24 protein-coding genes and 2 pseudogenes are annotated in these 25,092 nt (G+C 60.7%); 10 read left to right on the forward strand and 16 right to left on the reverse strand.

Going from position 1 to position 25,092, the window contains the following annotated elements; genetic code table 11:
- Positions 1–291: 291 nt before the first annotated feature.
- On the reverse strand, positions 292–660 hold the full coding sequence (locus tag WN982_RS21780) for a hypothetical protein (protein WP_341317768.1): 369 nt from the start codon (positions 658–660) through the stop codon (positions 292–294).
- A 929-nt stretch (positions 661–1,589) separates the two neighbouring features.
- Between WN982_RS21780 and WN982_RS21785 the strand changes: the two genes are divergently transcribed.
- Entirely contained in the window at positions 1,590–1,856 is a 267-nt protein-coding gene (locus WN982_RS21785) for a hypothetical protein (RefSeq protein ID WP_341317769.1), read from the forward strand.
- 247 nt (positions 1,857–2,103) lie between these two features.
- Here the strand turns inward: WN982_RS21785 and WN982_RS21790 are convergent, their stop codons facing one another.
- The 5 genes from WN982_RS21790 to WN982_RS21810 form a co-directional block, all read right to left on the reverse strand.
- Positions 2,104–3,126 carry an aldo/keto reductase gene (locus WN982_RS21790; RefSeq protein WP_341317770.1) on the reverse strand — a complete coding sequence of 341 codons (1,023 nt, stop codon included), beginning with the start codon at positions 3,124–3,126 and terminating at the stop codon, positions 2,104–2,106.
- Positions 3,127–3,218: 92 nt separating this feature from the next.
- Positions 3,219–4,085 carry an NmrA family NAD(P)-binding protein gene (locus tag WN982_RS21795; protein WP_341317771.1) on the reverse strand — a complete coding sequence of 289 codons (867 nt, stop codon included), beginning with the start codon at positions 4,083–4,085 and terminating at the stop codon, positions 3,219–3,221.
- A 49-nt stretch (positions 4,086–4,134) separates the two neighbouring features.
- The gene (locus tag WN982_RS21800; protein ID WP_341317772.1) at positions 4,135–5,163 is read right to left on the reverse strand and encodes a serine hydrolase domain-containing protein; all 1,029 of its coding nucleotides are present in this window, start codon (positions 5,161–5,163) and stop codon (positions 4,135–4,137) included.
- Positions 5,163–5,447 carry a twin-arginine translocation signal domain-containing protein gene (locus WN982_RS21805; protein ID WP_341317773.1) on the reverse strand — a complete coding sequence of 95 codons (285 nt, stop codon included), beginning with the start codon at positions 5,445–5,447 and terminating at the stop codon, positions 5,163–5,165. The genes WN982_RS21800 and WN982_RS21805 overlap by 1 nt, the downstream gene beginning before the upstream one ends.
- Positions 5,448–5,497: 50 nt before the next feature.
- Positions 5,498–5,839, reverse strand: coding sequence for a DUF4148 domain-containing protein (locus WN982_RS21810; protein ID WP_341317774.1), 342 nt, complete (start codon positions 5,837–5,839; stop codon positions 5,498–5,500).
- Positions 5,840–6,146: 307 nt separating this feature from the next.
- Here WN982_RS21810 and WN982_RS21815 point away from each other — a divergent pair, with 307 nt between their 5' ends.
- From WN982_RS21815 to WN982_RS21825, 3 genes are all read left to right on the forward strand, one after another.
- A complete protein-coding gene (locus WN982_RS21815; RefSeq protein ID WP_341317775.1) occupies positions 6,147–7,061 on the forward strand; it encodes a LysR substrate-binding domain-containing protein in 915 nt (304 codons plus the stop codon).
- A 504-nt stretch (positions 7,062–7,565) separates the two neighbouring features.
- Positions 7,566–7,937 (forward strand): YciI family protein, encoded by a 372-nt coding sequence (locus tag WN982_RS21820; RefSeq protein ID WP_341317776.1) that lies wholly within the window; start codon positions 7,566–7,568, stop codon positions 7,935–7,937.
- Positions 7,934–9,202: a DUF6596 domain-containing protein gene (locus tag WN982_RS21825; RefSeq protein WP_341317777.1), complete on the forward strand. Its 1,269-nt coding sequence runs from the start codon at positions 7,934–7,936 to the stop codon at positions 9,200–9,202. The genes WN982_RS21820 and WN982_RS21825 overlap by 4 nt, the downstream gene beginning before the upstream one ends.
- Before the next feature lie 209 nt (positions 9,203–9,411).
- On the opposite strand, the gene WN982_RS21830 is transcribed toward WN982_RS21825, so the two are convergent.
- Positions 9,412–9,948: a hypothetical protein gene (locus WN982_RS21830; protein WP_341317778.1), complete on the reverse strand. Its 537-nt coding sequence runs from the start codon at positions 9,946–9,948 to the stop codon at positions 9,412–9,414.
- A 316-nt stretch (positions 9,949–10,264) separates the two neighbouring features.
- Positions 10,265–10,405 (reverse strand): annotated as a pseudogene (locus WN982_RS21835) (bacterioferritin); the annotation flags it as partial.
- A 209-nt stretch (positions 10,406–10,614) separates the two neighbouring features.
- On the opposite strand from WN982_RS21835, the gene WN982_RS21840 reads away from it, so the two are divergent.
- Entirely contained in the window at positions 10,615–10,860 is a 246-nt protein-coding gene (locus WN982_RS21840) for a hypothetical protein (protein WP_341317779.1), read from the forward strand.
- Between the two features lie 175 nt (positions 10,861–11,035).
- Here WN982_RS21840 and WN982_RS21845 read toward each other — a convergent pair whose 3' ends face one another.
- On the reverse strand, positions 11,036–11,314 hold the full coding sequence (locus WN982_RS21845) for a hypothetical protein (RefSeq protein ID WP_341317780.1): 279 nt from the start codon (positions 11,312–11,314) through the stop codon (positions 11,036–11,038).
- Positions 11,315–11,893: 579 nt separating this feature from the next.
- Between WN982_RS21845 and WN982_RS21850 the strand changes: the two genes are divergently transcribed.
- Together WN982_RS21850 and WN982_RS21855 are read left to right on the forward strand one after the other, a co-directional pair.
- Positions 11,894–12,157, forward strand: a complete 264-nt coding sequence (locus tag WN982_RS21850; RefSeq protein WP_341317781.1) for a hypothetical protein — start codon at positions 11,894–11,896, stop codon at positions 12,155–12,157.
- Positions 12,158–12,450: 293 nt separating this feature from the next.
- Complete coding sequence (locus WN982_RS21855; RefSeq protein WP_341317782.1) at positions 12,451–14,136, forward strand: metallophosphoesterase family protein; 1,686 nt, start codon at positions 12,451–12,453, stop codon at positions 14,134–14,136.
- Positions 14,137–14,350: 214 nt separating this feature from the next.
- On the opposite strand, the gene WN982_RS21860 is transcribed toward WN982_RS21855, so the two are convergent.
- Entirely contained in the window at positions 14,351–16,054 is a 1,704-nt protein-coding gene (locus WN982_RS21860; RefSeq protein WP_341317783.1) for a porin, read from the reverse strand.
- A 293-nt stretch (positions 16,055–16,347) separates the two neighbouring features.
- A pseudogene (locus WN982_RS21865) lies at positions 16,348–16,755 on the reverse strand (oxalate/formate MFS antiporter); the annotation flags it as partial.
- A gap of 267 nt (positions 16,756–17,022) precedes the next feature.
- On the opposite strand from WN982_RS21865, the gene WN982_RS21870 reads away from it, so the two are divergent.
- Complete coding sequence (locus tag WN982_RS21870; RefSeq protein WP_341319600.1) at positions 17,023–17,274, forward strand: hypothetical protein; 252 nt, start codon at positions 17,023–17,025, stop codon at positions 17,272–17,274.
- Between the two features lie 371 nt (positions 17,275–17,645).
- Positions 17,646–18,104 (forward strand): hypothetical protein, encoded by a 459-nt coding sequence (locus WN982_RS21875; RefSeq protein WP_341317784.1) that lies wholly within the window; start codon positions 17,646–17,648, stop codon positions 18,102–18,104.
- Between the two features lie 73 nt (positions 18,105–18,177).
- Here WN982_RS21875 and WN982_RS21880 read toward each other — a convergent pair whose 3' ends face one another.
- Both WN982_RS21880 and WN982_RS21885 read right to left on the reverse strand, forming a co-directional pair.
- Positions 18,178–18,561 (reverse strand): hypothetical protein, encoded by a 384-nt coding sequence (locus tag WN982_RS21880; protein ID WP_341317785.1) that lies wholly within the window; start codon positions 18,559–18,561, stop codon positions 18,178–18,180.
- A 129-nt stretch (positions 18,562–18,690) separates the two neighbouring features.
- A complete protein-coding gene (locus WN982_RS21885) occupies positions 18,691–20,148 on the reverse strand; it encodes an NCS1 family nucleobase:cation symporter-1 (RefSeq protein WP_341317786.1) in 1,458 nt (485 codons plus the stop codon).
- Positions 20,149–20,235: 87 nt separating this feature from the next.
- On the opposite strand from WN982_RS21885, the gene WN982_RS21890 reads away from it, so the two are divergent.
- Complete coding sequence (locus WN982_RS21890; RefSeq protein WP_341317787.1) at positions 20,236–20,442, forward strand: hypothetical protein; 207 nt, start codon at positions 20,236–20,238, stop codon at positions 20,440–20,442.
- Positions 20,443–20,636: 194 nt separating this feature from the next.
- Here WN982_RS21890 and WN982_RS21895 read toward each other — a convergent pair whose 3' ends face one another.
- The 3 genes from WN982_RS21895 to WN982_RS21905 form a co-directional block, all read right to left on the reverse strand.
- Positions 20,637–21,716, reverse strand: coding sequence for a hypothetical protein (locus WN982_RS21895; protein WP_341317788.1), 1,080 nt, complete (start codon positions 21,714–21,716; stop codon positions 20,637–20,639).
- A 69-nt stretch (positions 21,717–21,785) separates the two neighbouring features.
- Positions 21,786–22,961 (reverse strand): porin, encoded by a 1,176-nt coding sequence (locus WN982_RS21900; RefSeq protein WP_341317789.1) that lies wholly within the window; start codon positions 22,959–22,961, stop codon positions 21,786–21,788.
- A 443-nt stretch (positions 22,962–23,404) separates the two neighbouring features.
- Positions 23,405–25,090, reverse strand: a complete 1,686-nt coding sequence (locus WN982_RS21905) for a cation acetate symporter (protein WP_341317790.1) — start codon at positions 25,088–25,090, stop codon at positions 23,405–23,407.
- Positions 25,091–25,092: the final 2 nt, after the last annotated feature.

The raw sequence follows: 25,092 nt of genomic DNA on the forward strand, positions 1-25,092 counted from the left end.
TTTTTATCAACGGATGGCGCCAACTTAGACGAAGCAAATAACATTTACGCGCATTTGGTATTATTAATATAAATTGACGTACGCGCCAGGTAAATCCGTAATCCTGATGGCAGAGGTATGAATTCGACGAAGCGTGGAAAGCGCTTCATATCGCCTTTCATCAGATCATTTACTGCAACCAATCGTCTAACTAATCGACGGTTTCAAGATAAAAATAATCCCCCTGCATCGTCAATCCTGCATGCTCTCCTCGAGCAGCACGTTGCGGAAAAACGAACTTGGCATGCCCCTTCAGGCAGCGCGTCGAGTGGGAGCGCAGGCGTATGCAGCAAAGCCGCAGAGGATCGGCAGCGGAATCACAGAAAGACGGATGACGCCGGATCCCTGCCGCGACCACGACTCGATAATGGCGTGAGCGCCCTCGATTGCCACCAAACCCGCCAGAGCGGTCGTGATCCCGACGATCAGGATGATGTAACCCAAAACGCGGAGCGTCCTTGGGGTGCGGGAAGACGATGCCACCGAAATAAGGATGAGACCAAAGGCGACTCGGACCATGGCGGCGAGATAGAACACGCTGGAAGTGACGGAGCGTTCGGCGACCCAGACGAAGCCAGAGGGCGCGACGATGCCGAAAACGCCGAAGGTGACGATGAGCAAGCCGAAAAGGAAGGCTAGGGTTTTTTCGACGTCCCTTTCTCGCGCTGCCTGACGCGAAGTAGACAGGACTACTGCATAAAGGCGAACTGATTAATCATAAACTCACTGGGTCAATCGGTTCCTGACGTTCGGGGTATTTGCGGTCCGATAGGGACACGCTGGCAAGAAGACTTTCTTTACAGGCTTTTTACTTGCCGCTGGATTTGAAGGCCACCTAAAATATAAAGAACGTCAACGGAGGACTAGTGCCTTGGACAATCGATGTTGTCGATTTTCGAACAGTTTTGCTGCCTGACGGGCAGGACGTCCGCGCTCCCTATTTCCAGCCGCCGTCTTGCCAGCACGCAGACGGTGCGCGTCGTTGCAACGCTTTCCGCGTACCTTGATTAGCGCCATCCGGACGCAGAAAACGCGCGTGTCCGCGGAGCACCGCGTCGCGAGCCTCAACTCGCGGCTGCGTCCATTCGCGCCCTTTCGAATGACTGGCGTAAGAGGGCGTGTGAACAAGCACGTGCGCATCAACGCCGATAAGGAGCCGCCATGCCGGACAGTGACAGTTACCCCATATGCCGCTCACCTTTACCTTTTGCCTGAGGGAAGCGAGTAGACGTTCGTCATTGCGCGCATAGTCCGTCCGACCTCCATGTCTGCTGGCTTTCCGCGAACCGCGTTAAGCCAAACGCTCGGAGAAATATCATGAATTTTGGCCTCCTCGTATCGCAACTGCCTCACGTCCAGGAATCGCGCGTCCACTACGACGCCATGCTCGCGCTGCGCGCCCGCGAACCGCATAAATTGGCAGTGTTCTGGCAGCGCATCAAAGCACTTGTCTCTTCACGGCCGGTTGCTGCCTGTCGCCGAGGCGCCCCGCCAGTCGCTGACTGTGCGAAAATTCATGCTCTCCCTTATCGGACAGGACGGTGATTGCCATGGATCAACCCGGTACCAACCTCACGGCACCCATTCTTTCCGCGGACGCGGCTGTGTGGTTTTCGGCGTATGGCTTCGGCTGGGGATACAGTGCCTTTGCGCTGCCTGCTGAAGTGGTCTGCGAAAAACTCGGCGCTGCGAACGAGACCCCGAAACAATTGATGCTCGCCTTTGAGCTCGGCAAACGCCGACTCCTGCACGCGGTAGCGCAGAGAGCGGTACCAGGCAGCGGCGAACGGATAACGCTTTCGGCCGATGATCTGTAACGTGGGGCTGACACGCCGCTGCATAGAGGTATCGCCTCGCCCGATGCGACACGCCTATGCTTCGGCGCGCATCGAGTTCAAACCAGCTTTTGCTCAGCCGCTGCTTGTTGCGATTGCTAGCACACCGCCCGTTCTGACCAGTCGCATTTCTCTAAACCAGTCGCGCAGCGTCGCGCTTACGCAGTAGTAGGCCACGTCCTGATGCGTCGTCTTTAGTCGAGTGACTGGATTATCACGGGTCAAGCAATCAGACCATTACTCGATCCTTGTCGTGGAACTGCTGCATCCAGTGCGGATATGGCAGGTTCGGCTGCGAAACCTGATTCAGACGTTCGGTCTGCGCTGCGTTCAATGCGATTTGCTGGGCGTCGAGGTTAGCGGTCAGTTGGTCGGGCGTGCGCGCGCCTACAATGACGGAACAAACTTCACGGCGCTCCAGAATCCAGGCCAGTGCCACCTGCGCCGGCGACGCGTTCAATTCCGTAGCGATGTCGCGCAATACACGTACGATAGGATCCGCCTTCGCGGGATCGATCGGCGGAAAATTCAGCCTGGTTCGACGCCCAGTTTCGCCGCTGCTTCCCTGCGTGTACTTACCGCTCAGGTACCCGCCCGCGAGCGGACTCCACACCAGAAGCGCGACATCATTCGCTTTTCCCACGGGCGCGATCTCATGCTCGACGTCGCGGCTCGTCAGCGCATAGTGAACCTGATTGCTGACAAAGCGAGCCCAGTGCGTGCGGGACGTAATTCCCTGTGCACGCTCCAGGTCGCCCGCGCTGAAGTTGCAGACCCCGAGGTGCCGCACCTTGCCCTGCCTCACAAGGTCGTCGAGGGCACGAAGCGTTTCTTCCAGCGGAACAAGTTCATCGCGGTCGTGCAACTGAAATAGGTCGATATGATCCCGGCCGATACGCCGAAGACTCGTTTCGACCGACCGCATGATGTGCGAGCGGCCGAGCCCGACGTCGTTGTGGCCGACTCCTGTGCGCAGCCGAACTTTGGTCGCGACCAGCATGCGCGATTCGTCGAGTGCAAGGTCAGCCAACGCCTGACCGACGACCGTTTCAGAGTGCCCTTGCGAATAGGCGTCAGCCGTATCGATCAGGTTGATACCGCGCTCGACGGCCATCGCGACAAGCCGTGTGGCCTGGGCACGGTCAAGGCCGGCAATTTCGCCCCAGATTCCGGTACCGGCACCAAAGGTCATGGCGCCAAGACAAAGACGGGAAATGCGCAGCCCTGACCTGCCGAGTGTGCTGTATTCCATAGCGAATCCCTTGATATGAATCCCTTGATGAACGATGAGCGGAAAGCACCCGGCGACGCGACATCCTGTACGCGTCGCCGGGTGCGCCCGCCTTAGCCCGCCTGCGAGACGAGGCCTCGCAGAACGGTTTCAAGTTCCACTTCGCCCTTGACGATGTCGGCTTCCTCGCCTTCGAAGGCGATCCAGCCTTCATTGAACCCGTCGAGCATGCGCATACGCGGCAACGGTTCCTTCATACCTTGGGACCGGAACAGCGCGCCCCATGTTTCGCGCGCCACCACCTCCGCACGAACCGGACGACTGAGCATCTGGGCAAATGCCTCGGCCAGATCGTTCGGGCTCACACGTTGCGGCCCCTCCAGCTCGACGACACGCACGCCGCGCCAGGTCTGCTGAAGCAGTTGTGCGGCAACGCGACCAACGTCCGCGGTCGCGACCATCGGCACAGCCTTGTTGAGCGGCTGCAGAAAGCTGGGGATCATCCCTTTGTCCCGAGCCGGCGCAACGTCCCATGCGGCGTTTTCCATGAACCAGCCGGGACGCAGGAATGTCACGGGCATCGGCAAATCGCGAAGCGCCTGCTCCATCAGCGTACGTTGGGTGAGCAGATTGATCTCAGTGGCCTGCGCGCCGATCGTCGACAGGCAGACAACCTTGCCAGGTGCCGCAGACTGAAGCGCTCCGCGTACGGCGTCAATGACAGCACGTGCCTCGGGAAAGCCCGGCGACGGATCGAACTCGGACGGCGGCAGAATAAAGACGCCTTGCGTGCCCTCGAAAGCGGCGGTAAGGGACGCCGCGTCGTCCATGTCGGCTGTCATCACTTCACACCCGCGCTCAGCCCACGAACGTGCCCGAGCGACATCGCGTACAACCGCGCGTACCGGCTGGCCCGCTGCGAGCAACGTGCGCGCTACCGCACCGCCGACCTTTCCTGTTATCCCTGTGATTGCATACATTGCAGTTTCTCCTTGCGTAGATAGATGTGTTCTGATCGCTGATCGGCGCTCAGACATGCTGCAAGCCGTGATAAAGCCCCTGCTCGAACTGTCCGTACAGATCCACCACACGAGGGTCGTAGAACGGCAGGATCTGCGTGAACAGCGTGCCGGCAACCTTCCTGACCGGATCGACCCAGAAATAGCTGTTCAGCAATCCCGCCCAGCTGATGCTGCCCGCGCTGCGGCCATGAGGACCCGGCTGCGTGTTTATGTCGAAGGAGAACCCCCACTTGTGAGGCATTCCGGGAAACTGGTCGAAGCTGTTCGACCACGCCGGCTGCGCCGTTTTCATTTCGGTTACCTTAATATCTCCGATCTGATTCTGGAACATCGTCGCAACGGTGTCGGCGCGCAGGACCCGCTCGCCACGGTACATCCCACCGTTCACAAGCATCTGCAGGAGCGCCATGTAGTCGCGCGGCGTGCTGAATGCACCGCCGCCACCCATAAAGAACTCGGGCCGCTGATTAATTTCGAACGGAGCGGGCTTGAGCGATCCGTCGGGTTGCCGGTTGTGCATTGTTGCCACTCGCCGCTTCTGCGCGCCGCTGATCAGAAATCCCGAATTGCTCATGCCGAGCGGCGTGAAAATGTGCTCCCGGAAGTAGACCTCCAGGGACTGATCGGTCACTGCCTCAACAAGCTTGCCCACCCAGTCCATCCCGATGCCGTACTGCCAGCGCTCGCCAGGTTCGAACTCCAGCGGCGCCTTGAACGCGCCGTTCATCGAGTAGCCAATATCCGGCATGCCGGTCACCTTTTCGTACCGTCTCATGTTTTCGCTCCAAATGCTGTACGTGAAGCCGGACGTGTGAGTCAGCAGATGACGCACGGTAATCGTGTTTCGTGCAGGACGCAGTTTGGGCTGTCCGGATGCATCGAAGCCGTCCAGCACTTGCGGCGACTTCAGTTCCGGAAGGATCTCGCCTGCGGGCTGGTCGAGCCGAAGCCTGCCCTGCTCGATGAGTTGCATACAGGCCGTTGCAGTGATCGCCTTGGTCATCGATAGCAGCCAGAACACAGTGTCGGACGTCATCACCGTACCGGTCTGGGGATTGGAATGGCCAAATGCGCCCTGTAGATGAGCCCGCGCTGCGTGGCACCCATCGCCACCACTCCGGCTACGGTGCCGTAGTCGACGGCCTGTCGCAGGGAAAGGTCGATCGCGGCAAAGGCAGGATGGCGGACCAGAACGCGATTACGCTCCCGATGTACCTCCGCGGCCCCGGTTTCGATGCTAGTCAATCCGCCGACTGCGGCGACGGCCAGGAGGCCGGATGCTCGCTTCAACAGGTCGCGGCGGGTAAGTTGAACGGTCATCTCCTACTCCCTGGAAATTGGAATGAACAATAATTGGTGTGACGTGCCAATCAGCGATGTGCGTAAAGCGAGTCGAACGGTGCGTTCGCGGGGGCCGGCCCGCCGGTGACGCGGTTGCCCGAAGCGGACGAACCACTGCGCGCACCGCCCACGCTGCTGCCGACGTTCGACTCGGCGCCGTTCTGCGAGGCCACAGCCGCTTCGGCTGCCTGAATGTCGGCGGGGTAATGCGGATCATTGGCGCGGCCGGGCCGGTAGCCCACGCTTTCCAGTTGTAGGAGCTCTGCGCGCACCTGCGCACGAGTGACAGTCGAACTGGATTCCTGAGCGTATCCAGCGACAGGGAAGGCGATGGCGGCCGCGATGGCAAGTGCGAGATGACGGGTACTCATGGCAATGCTCCTTTGGATCGTTGAGGTTGAAACGTACTGTTGGGATGCATTATGGGTAAACGCGATGAGAAACTAAATGACACGAATGACACTTGTAAAATGACTGACAGTTACTAATGAGTCGTAGTGCGGTATTTGACGTACTGTGCAGGGCCAGCCAATAACGGCCTTGGCACGGTACTGAATCGAGTGTTCGGGAGTGGCGGCGTGACCTTCGATCGCGGCTGCGAGTCGGAGTCGTCCTGCGTGCTATGTTGGCGTTCGACTGAACGTCTTCCGACCATTAAATGACCAGGACGCAGCGCCTATGAGATCGCCCAGCGAGAATCTCTCTAGCGGTATCAGCGTATTTGCTGCCGTCGTCGATGCGGGGACATTCGCAGCCGCCTCCGAAGTGATGGGGATGTCGCCACCCGGGGTTAGCCGGGCAATCGCTCGACTCGAAAGGCGGCTGAAAATACGGCTCTTCAATCGGACGACCCGCGCCGTTTCCCTTACTGAAGAGGGCCGACGGTTCTACGAGCAGGTCATGCCGCACTTAAGGGGAATGGAGGAAGCGGCCGCAGCCGCGACAGGAGGCGCCGCGACAGTGCGCGGGAAGCTGCGAATCAATCTTGACCCGGTTTTTTCGCGAATCATTTTGGGCCCGAAGCTCGACGAATTCATGGATGTGCATCCTGAACTTGAACTCGAGTTCATTGCGCGAGATCAGCTCGGCGACCTCATCATGGACGGCTTCGATCTGGCCTTGCGATTTGGCGAACCTCGCTCATCCAGTCTGATTGCGCGAAAGCTCCTTGACACCGCGATTGTCACTGTCGCATCGCCCTTGTACCTCGCTCGCCGGGGGCGGCCGGCGGAGCCTCAAGAGCTGGGTCGCGGGGTGCACAGATGTCTCGAATTCCGGAACCCGGAAACCGGAAAGCCGTATCCGTGGGAGTTTCATCGCAAGCGCAAAAAGCTTGTTGTCGAAACGAACGGACGGCTTACGGTGAATGATCCGAGCGCACTCCTCAACGCGTGTCTGGCTGGCTCCGGCGTCGCGCAGATGCTTCTGCTCGGAGCCGAGCACCTGATCCGCGAGGGACGGCTCGTCAACCTGTTCCCGGACTGGCCGGATGAGCGCTTCCCGCTCTATGCGTACCATCCATCCCGGCACCACATGCCGGCCAAGACAAGGGTATTTCTTGACTTTATCGTCGCTTTGACGAGTACGAGTTAGCAAGTCGAAATAGGCTAGTTGTCGCGATTCCGTGCGAATCTGGAACGACGCTGACGTTGACTGTCGCGAGTCGAACGGCATTCGCATTACGCGGCGCATGCCAGGCGCGCCAAAAGCGGCGGCGTAGAACGTGGTGGAACAACGAAAGTCCTCGACGCCAATTCCACTGTGATCGATCATCGTAGTACCACATGAAACGTCCTCGTCGATCATCCAGCCGTGGTCAGCCCTGTTGGTTGCCATACCGAAATCAAAATGGTTCCGTTCGCGAACCGAACGACGGCTGCCGGCTTCCGGCGCAGCGCGGGTCTCGGCGGCCGCGCGGGGATGGCAGGCTCGCCCGAAGTGACCGCGCGCAGGGTCCTCGCCGGAGGCAAACGAATAACGCAGGTGCGCCGTCCGCGATTTTTTCGACGCCGCCTGTCCGTCAGCATGCGGTCCGCGCGTCATTGTGATGGCGGCCCGATGTAATTCACCCGCCTCAACCCCATGACGGAGGCTCATATGCAATACCTGTTGATGATCTATTCGGAAGAAAACCGCTGGAACCAGATGACGGACAGCGAGCGGCAGCAAGGGGTTGCCGCGTATCAGGCGTACACCGAATCGTTGAAAAAAGCGGAGGTGCTGGTGGGCGCCAACCGGCTGCAGCACACGAGCACAGCTACCACGGTTCGGCTCGTCGACGGCAAGCCGCAGGTGCTCGACGGACCGTATTCCGATTCGAAGGAGCAGCTCGGCGGCTACTACCTGATCGACGTGCCCAACCTGGACGCGGCGATCGCGTGGGCATCGCGTTGTCCCGGCGCGGGGCACGGCATCATGGAAGTGCGCCCGGTCTGGACCGCCCCCTACGAAGCGCCATCTGCTGCATGAGCGCGTCCGGCTGCGGCCGTGACGCTGACGGCGCCGCGCGTTCGATTGCCGAGGCGGTCGCCCGTCGCAGTTACGGCAAGCTCGTCGCGCTGCTGGCGATGCGCACGCGCGACGTCGCCGCAGCCGAGGACGCGCTGGCCGACGCGTTTTCGGCCGCGCTCTCGGACTGGCCGGAGCGCGGCTGCCCCGTGAATCCCGAAGCGTGGCTGATGACGGTTGCGCGCCGCCGGGCGATCGACGGCGCGCGCCATCGCCGTGTCGGCGACGAAGTGGCGAACCAGCTCACGATCCTCGCCGACGAGATCGACGAGCGTGAAGCAGGCGCGTTGCCCGACCGGCGGCTTGCGTTGCTGTTCGCGTGCACGCACCCTGCGCTCGAGGCCGCGATTCGCACGCCGCTGATGCTGCAGGTGGTGCTGGGGCTCGAAGCGAAGACGATTGCCTCCGCGTTCCTGATGTCGCCCGCCGCGATGAGCAAGCGCCTCGTGCGGGCGAAGAACAAGATCCGCGAAGCGGGCATTCCGTTCAGCGTGCCCGAGCGCGAGGAGTTGCCCGGCCGGCTCGCTGCAGTGCTGGAAGCGGTCTATGCGGCGTATGCGGAAGGGTGGACCGACCCGGTCGGCGGCGATACCGGGCGGCGCGATCTCGCCGGCGAGGCGCTGTTTCTTGCACAACTACTCGTCGAGTTGCTGCCCGAGGAGCCAGAGACGCTTGGTCTGCTCGCGCTGATGTTGTATGCGCAGGCACGGTGCGATGCGCGACGCAATGCGGCCGGCGACTACGTGCCGCTGTCGGCTCAAGACCCGGCGACATGGGACGCGCCGATGATCGACGCCGCCAACGCACTGCTGCTGCGCGCGAACACATTCAACGCAATCGGACGGTTTCAGCTCGAGGCCGCGCTGCAGGCGGCGCACGTGCACCGCTGCCGGACGCATCGCCCGAACTGGGACGAGATCGTGCAGCTTTACGATGCGCTGCTCGCGATTGCAGCGTCGCCGGTGGTCGCGGTGAACCGCGCGCTCGCGCTGGCGGAACGGGACGGCCCGCAGGCGGCGCTCGACGCGCTCGAGCCGTATGCGGACGATCCGCGGCTGGCCGACTACCAGCCGTACTGGGCCGCGCGCGCCGATCTGCTCGCGCGTGCCGGCGCGACGGCCGAAGCGCTCGTCGCGTACGATCTCGCGATCGGACTCGAGCGCGATCCTTCCGTGCGCCGGTTCCTGCAGCGCAAGCGCATCGAGCTGTCATCGGCGAGCAGCTAGAATCGCGCCTTGCGTTTGCCACGCGAGGTTGAGATCAGCACAGCGCCGTCACATAGCAGATGACCTGCATTCGGCATCGCGCGCGAGCTGCGCCGGATACACATATGAAACGGCCCGGTCCGCATCGAAGCGAACCGGGCCGTTGTCCGGCGGGCGCCAGCGCGACGGCTCGTTCGAGTCGTGCGCCGCGCCGGCAGGATCACAACTGCTTACATCGCAGAGCCTTTCTCCGAGGCCGAACCTTTCACGCCGACCGACGCGCCGCCCTGCACAGCCGCAGCCGTGCCGTCGAGTGCTTCGCCGGCCTTCGCCTTCGCGCCGCCGCCGACGTCGCCCGCCGTCGACATCACGCCTTCCGCGTGCTTCTTCGCCGCGCCCGCGACGTGCTTCGCGTGCTGCTTCGCCGAATGGACTGCCGACTTTGCGGTGCCGTTCGCCGCTTCGGCCGCAGAACCCACCGTGTTCGTCGCGCCGCCGACCACGTTGCCGGCCGCATCGCCGCCGCCGCCGACGGCCTTGCCGACGCCGTTCACCGCGCCGCCGACGAGGCTGCCCGCGCCGGCACCCGAACCCGCGGCGTTCGCGTCGGCGCCTGCCTGCGCACCGACACCGAGAACCGGCGTCTGGACGTTCGCGCCGAGGCCGGCCGAACCCTGTGCGCCCGTCTGGGCGGACTGCGCAAAAGCGGCCGAGGTGGCGAACGCCGTCAGCGCGGCACCGAGCAGCATCGTACGAATCGTGTTCATGTTTTTCTCCCTAAGGACATTGTTGGTACCGGCCGTATCGGCGCGGCCCGTCACGTTCCTCGCCGCACCATGCGGCAGGCGGGTGCAACTTTACCGGGCCGTGCACGCGAAGTCGTCGATTCGTGAGGACTGTTACTCCCGTTGCAATTGCTGACGAATGGCTAACCTTCTTTAACAGTTGGCACGGTTCACCTGGAAAGGAGCCTGAGCGGGTCGAGATCGGGAGACGTATCTGCTGACGGGCGGCGAGCATTTCGTCATGCCTTAGCATTCCGAACGATCGCGTAACCGCAATCGTAGTGCGCCTGCAGCCATTTGACACATAGTCCTGTACAGACTCGCAGTAAGCGATCGCGTCCTTCGCTGTCATCTGCGAACCCTGCTCGAACTTCAGGTCGCATTCGAGAGTTTCCTGCGTGTGCTCGCCGATCAGCAGCTTGTTCAAAGCTTGCAGGTCCTCACGGGATCACACTGGCAGCAGTAAAAGCAGAAGATTACGGTTTGGTAATACAGATGCGAATCGTTCGCATTCATATTGACGATCGCATTTCGACTTCGTATGATGCTCCGGTGCAATTCGCATACTCGCAAAAACAGCGATTTCGCTGAAATTCGTATCGCGTGTCACTGGCGCTGCGTCGGCCCAGAAAACTGAAGGAGTTGACCATGCCAAGCCGCGGTGCGACAGGCACGATGACGCTCTTGTCCGAGACGGACGCTACATCCAAACGCGAGATCCGCACATTGCGTCTGGAGGCATCGATAGACGGTAACGTTGTTGTGCTGACCGATATCGACCGCAGAACGCCGGGCGTTCGTCGAGAAGTCCGCTATCAGGTGACTGTCGCCGAGTTTATAGCGGCGATTTGTGCGAACGGAATTCAATCGACGGTCGAGCTTCCAGAACAGTGACGAGAGCGCGGACGGAAAGTCCATAAAGGCTGCGATCTAAAGGTCGCAGCGTCATTGCGAACGCCTCGTCTCGCGCTCACACTGCCTTAACGTCGATTCTCCCGCATACCCAGGAAATACATTGCAGTGTGAAACGACTCGCGTTGGGGCTAGCCGTCAATGGGGGCGACCGCGTTTACCGCAGCACTTCCGCGAATGAGAACGTCCGTGAAATTTCCTCACCGGTTGTTTGTTGGGGAGCGGAAGCCGGGGTGACGTCAAAATCGTCCAGTTCCAGCAGCAGGCGATCCACTGCGCGAAACTGGGCCTTCGTCAGGTGCTCGACGTCGAGAAGGTGTTGGAGGCGTTTTCGCCAGTATGCGACGGGCAGAATCGGACCACCGAAATCCCCGATCAACGATGGCCGCATGACGCGGGCGATGTGTGCGATGTCCTGGTCAATTAAAGTAATCACGCTTGCCCCCCGGAAATGGTCTTGTTTGCTCGCCGACGACCTTTTTTCTTTACGTCTGATGAATACTCTAGGTCAATTTTCGTGAATTGCTACCTATCAAATTGACAGGTGAAATGCCTGGACTTGGTCGGCATTGCCCGACTGGCGCCACATGACGGAAGGTTACTGCGGCGCCGCGCAAAGCAATTCAAGGATTACGGCATATTTCGGCCGTCTTTTCAGTTGCTATGCAGTCTGGCGAAGTGACTCGCACAGATGTCGCAAAGCAGCCACTCTCAGTTCGCAATTGGGCACTGTCGACTGGGGGATACCCTCGGGCGAAACCAAAGGGCCGACAACTCGACGTGAATGTCCAACCGCTGCCCAAGGCGGACAGGCTCAACAACCCAGCCACCTTGCGTGAGTGACTCCGCGCCAAACGCAACGTTAACCTCTGTCAAATAACACGCTGCCTGAGGCGATTCAGTCAACGACACCGCGCTATTGCCCGTTGAGGGAAGACCGGCGAATTATCTGCCGTGCATAGTTATTCTGGGGACAGGCCAAGTGCATTCATCGAATTTTATTTCGGAGTACGTTATGAAGTATCCCCTCTTTGCATCGTTGGTCGCGAGCCTTGGAATTGGCCTATCCGGCGCGGCCCACGCCGTCAATGTAGACGTCAATATCGGCATGCCGGCTCTTGTAGTCGCAGCACCCGTCGTTATTCAGCAGGGGTGGCACGGCGACCGGTATTGGGACGGTCACCGCTACTTGGAACGGAACGAGTGGGAAGATCATAACCGCCATCATGGCGATCATGATCACTGCCCCCCGGGACACGCTAAAAAGGGCGAGTGCTAACAACATCGTTTGCGTCGCCTTCGAGCGCCGATTCGCAAGGCCCGTTCATGCTGGTCAAGCTGAGTCCCGGCCGCTATACGGTACACGCGACCTACAGGAATCGCGATCAGACGAAGACCGTCAATGTTGCCACTTGCCACATCCGCCCATTTCATCGCGCTGTCATAGCAGCCCGACTAGGATAACGGGTCACATCCGTCACGCCCTGGTCCAGCGCTCACTCGCTGCTTGCCTAGCACCGTGTGTCCATCGTACGCGTTGGCGTCCTTCCCCTACCGCATAGACACACAAATATGTCGAACAAGAAAAACGCTAACACTTCGCCGACCGATCAGGCCGCCACCGTCTCGCGCCGTGGGTTTTTGAAGTTGGCCGGCGCGTCCAGCCTCGCTACGGCCGCGGGCAGTCTTTCATCGGCGGTGCGGGCCGCGAACAGCGCACCCGACGGCACGCCGGAGCAGATCCACCTGACATGGGGTAACGATCCGACGCACGAGGTCATCGTGTCGTGGGCATCGTTGGCGCCCGCGGTCAACCCGCAGGTGCGAGTGGCCCGCGCCGGCGAGGGCAAAATGACGGTACATGGTGTGCAAAGCACGTATACCGATGGCATCAACGGCGAGGTCGTGTTCACCTATCACGCGCGTCTGCATGGACTGCAGGCCGATACGCGCTACGAGTATGAGGTGACTGCCGAGAACGACACCAACGCCGCTCAGCCTTTCACCGCGAGCTTCCGCACTGCGCCGCGAGGCCGCGCGCCATTCCGCTGGACGAGCTATGGCGATCTCGCGACGCCCAATACCGGCTGGGTCCTGTCGTCGCCGCAGAGTCGCTTTGCGGTTCAGGCCGTCGAGCGTTTTCAGCCGTTGTTCCACCTGCTCAATGGCGACCTCTGCTACGCCAATCTGAACCCGACGCACCAGCCGGAAGTGTGGCGTGATTTCGGCAACAACTGCCAGACCTCGGCGTCGAACAGGCCGTGGATGCCGTGTCCGGGCAATCATGAGCTCGAATTCCACAATGGCGAACAGGGCCTCGCGTCGTATCTCGCGCGCTACACGCTGCCCGAGAATCACACGCGCTTTCAGGGCCGCTGGTACAGCTTCCGCGTCAGCTCGGTGCTGTTCATCTCGCTCGATGCGGATGACGTTGTGTATCAGGACGCGGCTGCATTCGTCGCGGGGCCGAATCCGCTGGTACCGGTCGCGAGCACCGGCAATCCGCCCATTCAGCCGGGCACTTCGCTTTATGTCCGTGGATATAGCGGCGGCGAGCAGACGCGCTGGCTCGAGAAGACATTGCGCCGGGCGGCGGAAGACGACGAAACCGACTGGATCGTCGTGCAGATGCATCAGGACGCGCTGAGTTCATCGAAGACCGGCAACGGGTCTGATAAGGGCATCCGCGAAGCCTGGCTGCCGCTGTTCGACCGCTACGGCGTCGATCTGGTGCTGTGCGGCCATGACCACGACTACGAGCGTAGCTATCCCGTGCGCGGCTGCAATCACAACAAGGGCACCGATATTGCCACGGGGCGCGTGGTCGATACGTTGCAGCCGCGGCCGGTGATGTCGGCAGCGGCGGGGGCGTCGTCGTTCGATACGAGCCATGGGACGATTCATTTGATTCTCGGCGGCGGGGGGACGAGTGCGCCGCTGGATATCTATGGGACGGATCTCGGTACTGGGCTGCCGCAGGCACGCATTTTCACGCGGCCTAATCGTCCGGTTACTGGAACGACCGCGGGCACGTTTGTGCGGACTAGTGCGGATGCTGTTGAAGATGCGATCTGGTCGGCGCAGCGGGATACCGGTACCGGCTACGGAATCGCGGTATTCGATCATGATCCGGGGCATCCGGGTGGCGAGACGACGATTACGATGAACTACTATCACGCGCCGGGTGCGGATCAAACGCCGACTCAGACCTATGAGCTGTTTGAGACTATTGAGTTGAAGAAGAAGCGGCGCGAGTGAGGTTTCGCGGCCCGGGAGGCTCCGGGCCGCATATTCATATTTAGAGTGCCGTCAGTTCCTCGGTAATCTCGGGAAAGCGCTCCATGTCGCGCGGCGTGTGACAGTGAGGTGAGAGGCAGCGCGGCGACGCTGCAGCGATGGAAGCCGAATCCTGAGTACCCTGGACACGCCCCCGACTGCTTACGTCTCCGCCTCCGCCAGGTTGACAGCGCTTTCAGAACTTGTAATTCAGCCCGACGGAGAAACCCATTTCTCTGCCGCCCGCGTAGCAAAACGGCGCACCCTGGGAGATCGAGCTGCCGTCATGACAATCGACGGTGACGCTTCGCCCGCCTGCGCCCAGCGCATAGTGCGCTGCCGCCTGATTGATGACCAGGGCATAGTCGGCATACACAGTTGCATGTTTGTCGATCGCATGCTTGTACATCGCAGTGACCATATTGGCGCCGTTGGAAGGATTCGGGATACCGATAGCGTTCGGGTCGGCGGGAGCCGTGTTGTGTTGCCCCGGGTCACCCGGCGTGCGATTGGCGTGCGCCCAACCGACGCTCACGCTGTCCTTGGGGGTGATTTCCTGCGTCAGGGCGAGCCAGAAGCCATTACGGCTCCGCTCGTTCTGTGTTTGCAGGTAGGCCGGAATCTTTCTGCGCATCACTTCATAAATGGCGCTCACCGTGGTCAGAGTGGGGAATTTATATTGCGCACCGACCTTGAATGCCCATTCGTTGCCGATATCGTTGGGGTCCGTCCCATCGGGCGAAGCCAGCGCCGCAGGCGTGTTCGTGACATCGCTTGAGCGATTTACGCCGAGGTGTATCTCATAGGCTGTCGTAAAGTACAGGGGGCCGTTGCTATAGGCGAGGTTCGCGCTGTAGGCCGACCCGTAGCTGCCGTCGTTACACGCAATTGGACTTCCCCCACTACCAGGGACATTGCCGCCCGTGCAACTCGACTCACCCGAAGCCTGCACCGAATTTTCGTAACCGCGGTTTTGCCCGGGCGAAACCAGTGCGTTGAGAGACCAGCCATGGAAACTGGGCGACTCATACCAGATCGCATGGTCCAGCCGCGTACCGAATTCGACGCGATTGTCGCCGCCCGTGTTACCCATGATGACGGAGTAATCGCCGAGCATGCCGGAAAACGGATTCATGCGTGCGGTCGACGTTTTGTAGGGCGCATCGGTCTTGCCGATCTTCAACGCGCCCCAGGTGGGCGATGCGACGCCGATGAAGCTGTTGCGCGACGTCAGGGCGCCCTTGACGGTTGAATCCTGAGCGGAGTTCGAATTGGAAGACCCTGAGGTTGCCGAGATGTCCAGTTGGGTTTCCAGTTGATAGACGAAGGCCAGGCTGGCGTCGGAACCGAATGGCCGCTTGCCGCGAACGCCGACATAGGAAAGATTGGATGAGACGTCGGGCTGCCAGCCCATATGCCCTCTAGGCGAGACGACAGTCCCGCCCGGCGTGACATACGAGTCTTTGAGGCCCTTGGTCGCATAGTCCACGGAAAGATCGAGATTGCCGTAGAACTCCATATCCCCCAGCGCAGCCAGCAACGACTTAAGCTTGGGCGGCATGCCGGCGCCCCACCCGGAGGCGTCGGCATCCGATGTTTTTTGCGCGCCTGAGGTTGTACCCGTGTTTGCGCTTGAACCTGAACCTGTACCTGCGTTTGTGCTTGCGACAGCGGGGCTGACCGCCTGCTGACTGTTCGCTGTCTGGGCTTGCTTTGTTATCAGCGCATCGAGCTTCTTATTGAGCGCTTCCATTTGCTGTTTCAACAACTGGATCTGTTGTTTGTCGTCATCCGCCGCTTTTGCCTGAGCGAATGCTCCTCCCGAACAGGTCACGCTGCCAGCTGCAAGCAGGCATAGCGAAGCCGCCGCATGACGCGGTTTCAGATTCCTTATTCTCATCATCTCCTCCAATATTAATTAATTATGCTAACTAATAATAAAAATAGATATCACACCCAAAACCTCCATTTCGATCCGATGAGAATCACGCGCAGAATCAGCCGATTCGGGTTGCTCGCCACCTTCCCTATGTGCTGCTACGCGGACCGCCTCCGGCCGGCGGGGGCCTTATCCAATCAAGACGGGATATTTCCGTGGTCGCCATGTGCTAACCCAATCCGACCACCCAGATATTTCGATCGGCTATTGGCGCTTCAACGCCGTCATGGCGCACACATGTCCATTTCCGGTAATCAGAGATATCCCTTGGCGAGCGCGCCGGCCTCGACCGTTCGGTCGATCCACCGCCGTCTCATCGGCGCGAGAATGAATTTCGCGGACACCGCCGCTGTAATCGACACGACCGCCGCACAGATGAACACCGTGTTCCACGAGCCATTCGCCGACAACACCGAAGCAATCGGCACGAGCATGGACGCGGTGCCCTTTGCGGTGTAAAGCGTCCCCGCATTGGCCGCCGCGTATTTGCTGCCGAACGTGTCCGCGCAGGTCGCCGGGAAGATCGAGAAAATCTTGCCCCAGCACAGGAACACGGCCGCTGCAAAGAACATGAATGCGTACGGATTGTGGCCGAACTGCATCAGCCCGAGCAACGCGATGCCTTCGCCGAGAAAGATCATGAACATCGTGTTCTCGCGGCCGTAGTGCTGTGCTGCCCGGCTCGGCCACGTTGGAATGTCCCATGTCTCCATCTCCGTTTTTAGAATTCATCGCGCCCGAGCGGCGCGTCGACTGACGTAATCGAATCACTTCATCGTTTGCCTGTGCGTCGGCAATGAAGCGCTAAGGGTCGGTCAGATGGGGATCGCACCAACAACAAAAGACCGGCGGGGGCACGCAAAACGGTCTTGTAAAAGTCGTTGTGTCTTCACGGAATCTGGGAGCATGCTGCGCGAGAACAGCGATCAGTGACAGTTAAAACATTTTATGGTTTGCATCAGACATCCTGTATACGCCGGAGGCCTTCAACGAATTTCGACTATGAAAAGCGCTACCCTGCGGCAACTCAATATCTTCAAAACGGTTGCCCGGCACCTGAGCTTTTCGCGCGCTCGGTCATCGAGCAATTCCGCGAAATGGATGAAGCGATGACCCGCCTCCAGGACGTTGCGGGCGGTCAATTGAACATTGCGGTAACCAGCGCGGGAAGCGGTCGTTAGCAGCAACGTATTTCACGCTCCGACGAACGACGCCGCACTGCAGCCCGTTTCGGGCGTTCGCAGGCGCGTTTGATATGTGAACAGACCCGAGGACCGGAGTCGACCCGTTTGAGCCGATTGGAGGAAGCTCGCATCTGCTTACTGCTTCATTTGAGCAAGACCATCGGCGACGGGCATTTCCTCCCAGGCAGATACGGAGAATGAACTCCCGGTCGAGGAGCCGGCCGAACTCGATGCTGAATTTCCGCGCGACGAAAACGTCATCGAGGGCGCAAGTGCGTGTAAATTCGGAGCCAGTGGTTTCCGACCCGCCACTGCGTCTCCGAATCGGTCGTCATTGGAGTCGGTTCTACAGTCTTACAGGAGCCGGTATGAACACGAAGCACAGCAAAAAAGGACATCTTGAGGCCGCGGCGTCACATCACGAGCAGGCAGCGCGATATCACCGCGCGGCATCGCGGTATTTCGAGGCCGGTCAAGACTATGCCCACGCCGCACACCAGGCGATGATGGCCCACGGCCACGCGTTGCACGCGATCGATCAGGCACACGACGCTGGTGCACACAGCGCCAATACGCCGCCGATCACGCCTGCATCGACCGGCTCTGGCGCAATCAGCGAAAACGCGGCAAAACATCACGCAATGGCAGCGGAGCTTCACGAGCAAGCGGCGCAGCATATGCGCCACGCCGTCAAGCTCTTCGATCAGGACCGTAGCGCAGTTGCCCACGATGCGCAGCTAGCGCTCTCCCTTGCAGTGCGCGCTTTGTCCCATGGCAACGAAGCAGCCAGACTATTTGTCAAGCTCGCTCCCGTCGAAGATTCGTGAGTCTCTACGGTCGCGGGTGGCCGTAAAGATCCGCGCACGGTGCGCACGGCTGAATCCAGCGTTCCACTCGGGACTATGCCTTCCGATCCAGCCAGTCTGCCGCAATAGACTTCGCATGCGCGACGGCCTCGTGCGCGTTAAGGAACACACCGAGCTGTTCCCAATGTTCTTCGGCCGCGTAAGTCCCCTTCGTACCGAGTGCCCTTTGTACGCGCAATTGCGCCGCGTACCTGCCGTCCTCCAATGGCCGAGCAGTTGCAATCACTTTGTGCGGGAGATCAGATCGCTCCGGCTGAATCAACTCAATGGGACCGCCCGGCACGCCGATATCGTTCAACGCGTTCCTCACTTTGCAGTCTGGGCAGTAGAAGCACCACCCCTCGTTCTCGCGAATGGATCTGACCTGCCCGCGGGCCAGCACGGCGCGACATTCAACGTTTTCGCAGATGAACGGCATAGCAGTCTCCGGAGTTGTTTGCGAGAAATCCTAGCATGACCGCCGACGGCCAACCATCGGCATTGTTGCCGTGCCGGTCCCACGCGCTAGAGGCCGGGAGTCACCTCCACCCGCTCCCCAGGAAAACCCTCAAGCGCGGGTCGGCGCGATCGCGGTACGCGGCCGCAGCGTTGCCATGATCAGGTACATGCCGCCGCCGATCATCACGCCGAAGAACCACCCATAGGTATTCCACCAGACCGGCAGCAGGTTGGTGAAGTTAGGCAGGAAGGTCGAAAACACGCTGCCGACCGCCGCCGCGGCCAGTGCGTTGACGTTCCAGCCGCCTTCGTAGCGGTACTCGCCGCGCTCCTGGTAGAGCGCCGCGACGTTGACGTTGCCCTTGGCCACCAGATAGTAGTCCACCAGGATGATCCCCAGCAGCGGGCCCATCGTGGCGCCGATGGCGTTGACGAAGTGTGCGGCGTTGCCTTCCCAAGGCGCGAACGGGTAGAGCACCAGCGCGATGGCCGCGGCGATGTAGCCGCCCTTCTTGAAGCTGATCTGTTTGGGGAACACGTTGGAGATGTCGAACGAGGCCGAGACAAAATTGGCCACCACGTTAATGCCCAGTGTGGCGACTGCGAAGGTCAGCGCCGCGATGAGAGCCAGCACCCAGCTGTCGAACTTGGCCGAGATCTGCTCGGGGTGCAGCAGCACTTCGCCGTACACCTTGAAGGCGGCGATGGTGGTGACGCCGGCGACCAGCGAGAACGCGATCAGGTTGACCGGCAGGCCCCACAGATTTCCTTTCTTCACTGCGTTGCGGTTCTTTGCGTAGCGCGAGAAGTCGCAGAAGTTCAGGTACAGCGCCGCGAAGTAGGTGATCCAGGTCGCGCCCACTGCCATCAGCGCCCAGAACGAGCCGGGCTCGCCGCTGACGCCGGCGTCGCTGGTCTTCTCGAGCAGCACGTTCATCGGAATGCCATGGTCGAACGAGAAGCCGCCGGCCTTGACGCACAGGCCGATCGCCAGGATCAGCATCGCGACCCACACCGCCGGACCGGCCAAGTCCTGGAATTTGCGCACCGTTTCCATGCCCTTCTGGATGATGAGCAACTGCAGCGCCCAGATGATCGCGTAGCAGATCACCTCCAGCCCCGAGTGGCCGAGGAAGTGCGTGCCTTTGTGGAACGCCATCAGGCTGTCGCTGCGGATTAGCAGCGCGACCATCGCGCCCGAAGCCGCTGCGGTCTGCGCGCCGTACCAGAAGCAGGCCACCACGGCGCGCACCAGCGCCGCCAGGTTGGCGCCCCACACGCCGAAGGAGGCGCGCGCCAGCACCGGGTAAGGCACGCCGGTCTTCTCGCCGGCGTAGCCGATCAGGTTCATCAGCGCGAAAATCACCAGCGAGCCGAGCCCGATCGCCAGCAGGAAGTTGGTAAAGCTACCGCACAGCAGGAACAGGCTGGCGGCGAGGTAGTAGCCCCAGAGGCTGTGCACGTCCGAGGTCCAGACGTTGAAGATGCTGAAGGCACCCCAGTTGCGCACCCTGGCGGGCGCGAGATCGTCGTTGTAGAGGCCGGGGGAAGGATCGCGGATTTCCATCTGTCATCTCCTTTGAGTTCGTGGAACTGAGGAAACACCGCAAGACGTCGCTAGGCGGCGATGCCCCCGCGTCTGAAGCAAGCTCGCATGCAAGAACTGTATGCACTTTGCCGCACAGTTCCGAGTGGGTTAACCCTGGTCGAGATGAATGCCGGCGCAAGCCAACCGCTCGATCCCACGCACAATGAGCGCCATCGCAAGTTCGTCGTTGTTGTCCATATGACCGCGCCGATCAATAAAATTGCGCGCCGCTTACCGTTGCTGTGTCCCGCTCGCAATCTGTGGGGCCGTTGATGCGGAGATGGCGGGAGGAGCGGTCGTCGAAGGGTTCGATGCGGGGGCAGCCCGATTGAAATGCTGCGTTTTATAGACCTTCGACGGTCCGCTTCGAGCGAAAGCTGGCGTTCGTCCGCTACGACGCGAGGTCCGAGTCGGCCGCCCATCCAGCGCACTGCATGGCGTGCGCCGAATGGACAGCAGCGGGCCGACTACTGGCCTACAAAGATCATTCCGTGCGGGGAACCCATCCCCGTATAGACCGGTGTCACTGCCCCCGTCGAAGTGTTGAGCTGCAACAGCGTGCCCTGGCCGGAGGCGTACGCCGTTCCGGCCGTAAAGCCAGCGCTTGCATCGATACGATAGATCAACTGAGTTTTATTGTCCGACAGCAACATGAACGAACTGCCTGAAGGCGCCCAACGCGTGTCATCCACCGGTGCAGCGTTGCCGGACAACGTAAGCGGCAACACGCTCACCGACTGACTCACACCTGGGTTCTTCAGGAACACGAGTTCGGCGTCAGCCTGACTATCGACCACCACGTTGCCGGCCGGGTCGATCGCCATCGAATCCGGATCGGTCATGTTAAGCGTGACCTGCGTGTTCGTCGCAAGGTTCGTCGCCGTCGCATTGCCCATCAGAGCTGGCGTCAGATGAAACGTCTTATTGTCCGGATTCAGGGTGACGGTGTAAGCCGACGGTACCGAACTCACGCCCTTAGGCGCCGTTACAGTAGCGGCTCCCAATGTGGGATGCGATGCGGACACATACACCACCCCATTGAGCTTCTTCATATCGTCGAGTCCGCCACCATGTGCCGGCGTCACGTCGGGCGCGAGCGTTGTCTGGGTATTGGCCGTGGTATCGATTACGATCAGAAGCGGGTTCGCGTCTTCATTGGTGCTGACCCACACCGTGTGCGAATCGAATTCCATGATGCCGTCCGGGTGCCCCGGTATGTTGAACGTCTTGACGACATTGCCGTTCAGATCGTACTCGATCACCTGGCTCTGCGGCGACGTACCGGCGACGGCTGTTCCGTCCGGATTGTTATTGTTGTCCTGCGCAATGGCGAAGATGTTGCTGCCGTGCTGGACGAGATCGTCGGGCAAAAGCGTGCCGGGCGCCTTGGCAAAAACTGAAATCTTGTAGCCCGACTGGGCGGCGGTCACCGAAGCGGGGACAGGTGTAGCCGCTGGTGTCGCGGCGGGCGTCGACGAGCCGTTGCCACCGCATGCGGATAGCGTTGCAATCAGACTCGACAGGATGACTAATTTTCTCTGGCTCATGTGCGTTTTCGATCATGAAAAATCGTGAGGAAGCGCGGCGGGAAGGCCGCGTCTTGTCAGGGCCGGGAGTTAGAAGCGGGTGCGGATGCCTGCGGTCACCGCAACTTGCGTGTTCGTCGCCGACTGCGCGCCGATGCCGTTGATCAACGCGCCGTTCAACACGGTACCGCTCGCGCCGTTGACACGTTGATACACGCCTTCGAGATAGAGATCCGTCCGCTTGGAGAGCGCATAGTCGCTCAGCAGGCTAATCTGGTTCCACTTGGGTTTGGCGCTCGTTGTCGCGTTGCTCAGGCGGCCATCGGTAAATGTATAGGCGCCGGAGATACGCCACGCCGGCGTCAAGTCGTAGCGTGCGTTGAGTTCATAGTTGTTGAAGCTAAGGCCGCTTGCGCTACCGAATTTCGTGGGGCTCGATGGCGAGCCGGTGCTGATAGTGGTCGCGCTGTCGAGCTTGGTCTGAGTCCATACGAGTCCGACTGTTGCGGCGCCAAACGAATAGTTCGCGCCTGCGCCCCAGACGCGCTGACGTTGCGCGGTGAACGGTGCGTCGGCGGAACTGCTGGTGCCGTCCAGGGCGCCGGCACTATTCACGCCGGGCTGATTGATCTCCATGTAGGCCGCCGCGACGTTCAGCGGACCGGTGTTGTATGACGCGCCCAGACTGTACAGACGGTTGTTCGCAAAGGCGCCTGCCTGGTTCGAGAAGCCATAGACGCCGCCGAACTTCAGACCACTATAGTTGGCGCTCGCATACTTGATCGCGTTGTCGACGCGAAACGAGTTATCGAGGTTATCGTTGTCAAATGGGTGAGCGAACTGGGTGCCGCCATACTGCGTGCCCGTCAGGCTCATGGGTCCAAGATAGTCGACTACCGAATCGTATTGGCGCCCTAGCGTCACCGTGCCGTACTGGTCTGTCGCGAGACCCACCCAGGCCTGGCGGCCGAACATGCGGCCACCCTGGCCCAATTTTCCGTTGGTGATGCTGAAACCGTTCTCCAACGTGAAAATGGCATGCATGCCGGACCCGAGGTCTTCGCTGCCGCGCAGCCCCCATCTGTCGGAATTGAGATTGCCGCTGGTCGCCTGCACGTTGCTGTGACCTGTCGTGCCGCTGACATGTTGATTGTTCGTATATGTCACGCCGGCATCGAGAAGACCGTATAGTGTCACGCTGCTCTGCGCATGGGCCGCAGTGGCCCACAGCGCTGCTGACGCAAGAATTAGAGGGTTGACTTTCACTTGATCATCCATCGGAAGTGGGTGAATTCGGCTCCGCTGGAACCTGGGAGCCGGACGTCCCCACCGAGCCGCGCCGCTGCGTCTCGTGCCTCGCCGCAATACCCGGTAAGGGATCGAGCGAGTCTATCTTTGCAGTCCGCGCAAATTCCGAGCAACACTGAATTGTGCGATCGCCTGCAGCACCGGACTTCCGCCGAAGGCTTTTACCGCCTGGCCGGCACGACGGTGTGCCGTGGGAGACAAGAACTTTTTATGACGCCGCGTATCGGCTGTTGACCAGCTGCAACGCATTCAGTCCCGACAGGCGAAGTCGCGAATCCCGTGAACGCGCGTAGACAACAGCGCGTCATGCACTGACGGGTATGTCGTGAAATCCACTGGAGAAGCAAGCGGTCCGCGCTGTCATCAGTCGATATCACCGAATATGGCATTCAGTGAGCAACTCAATGATCAACGGCCCTGATCGACAGGATGCCCGTTTGTCCATAGAACTCCTGCAGCGCAAAAGCTTCCCGCTCTTGTTCCGCACGCGCACTCCGATCCATCATCGAGAATACCCAAATGCCGGCGAACGCAAGCGGCACGGAAACCAGCGCTGGGTTATCGAGGAACACCGGCGCTTGCGCGTGATGCAGGACGTCGACCCATACCGACTTTGAGAACAGCGTCAGCAGCACTGCGGAAATCAACCCGAGGCTTCCGCCGACCACTGCGCCGCGAGTTGTCATGCCGCGCCAGAAAATCGACGACACCAGCACCGGGAAGTTCGCACTAGCCGCGACCGCCGCTACGAGACCGACCAGAAAGGCCACGTTGATGTGCTCGAAGAGAATGCCGAGCCCGATCGCGACCACGCTCAGCACCAACGTCGAGACGCGGGAGATGCGCATTTCCCGGACTTCGTCGGTTTTGCCGCGCGCGAGCCAGCAGGCGTACAGGTCGTGCGACACGGTGGTCGCCCCGGAGAGCGTGAGGCCCGCCACGACCGCCAGGATTGTCGCGAATGTCACGGCGGCGATGAAACCGTAGAACAGGTTGCCGCCCACCGCTTGCGCCAGCTTGACGGCGACCATGTTCGATCCGCCGAGCAGGTCGCGCGTGAGGTTGAAATGCCCGTCGGCGGCGGCCTTGAAGAACTCGGCATGCTGGGCGAGCAGCGCGATCGCGGAGAAGCCGATGATGAAGGTCAGCAGATAGAAATACCCGATGAAGCCCGTGGCGACGAACACGGACTTGCGTGCCTCCTTCGCGTTGGGCACCGTGAAGAAGCGCATCAGGATGTGCGGGAACCCCGCCGTGCCGAACATTAGCGCGACGCCGAGCGAGAGCGCGTTCAACGGGTCCTTCAGCAGCTTGCCGGGGCCCATGATGCTCAGCGCGCCGGGATGGACGTCGACGGCGCGTCGAAACATCTCCTCGGGGCTGAAGCCGAATTGCGCGAGCGCGGTGACGGCCATGAACGTCGCGCCGCAGAGCAGCAGCACGGCCTTGATGATCTGCACCCAGGTGGTCGCCGTCATGCCGCCGAAGAACACGTAGATCACCATCAGCGCGCCGACGACGACCTCGGCCATCCAGTACTGCAATCCGAACAGCAACTGGATCAGCTTGCCCGCGCCGACCATCTGCACGACCAGATAGAAGATCACGACGACGAGCGACGTGCTCGCTGTCAGAAGACGAATGGGCGCCTGCTCGAAACGGTAGGCGACGACATCGACGAACGTGAACTTGCCGAGATTGCGCAACGGTTCGGCGAGCAGAAACATCACGAACGGCCAGCCGACGAGAAAGCCGATCGAATAGATCAGGCCATCGAAGCCGAAAACGAAAACCATGCCGGAAAGGCCGAGAAACGAAGCGGCGGACATATAGTCCCCCGCGATGGCGAGCCCGTTCTGGAAACCGGTGATGCCGCCGCCCGCGCTGTAGAAGTCCTTTGTCGTGCGGGTCTTGCGCGACGCCCAGCGCGTGATGCCGAGCGTGACGAGCACGAAGAGCAGAAACATCCCGATCGCGACGGGATTCAGTTCAACATGCTCCGGCACCGGGCCGATGACGGAGGTGGCATGAGCGAGCGCGGCGATCGATGCGAGGCCCGCGCAGAAGAAGGCGCGAATGAGTTTCATCG

The sequence above is a fragment of the Paraburkholderia sp. IMGN_8 genome, from assembly GCF_038050405.1.
Lineage (GTDB): Bacteria > Pseudomonadota > Gammaproteobacteria > Burkholderiales > Burkholderiaceae > Paraburkholderia.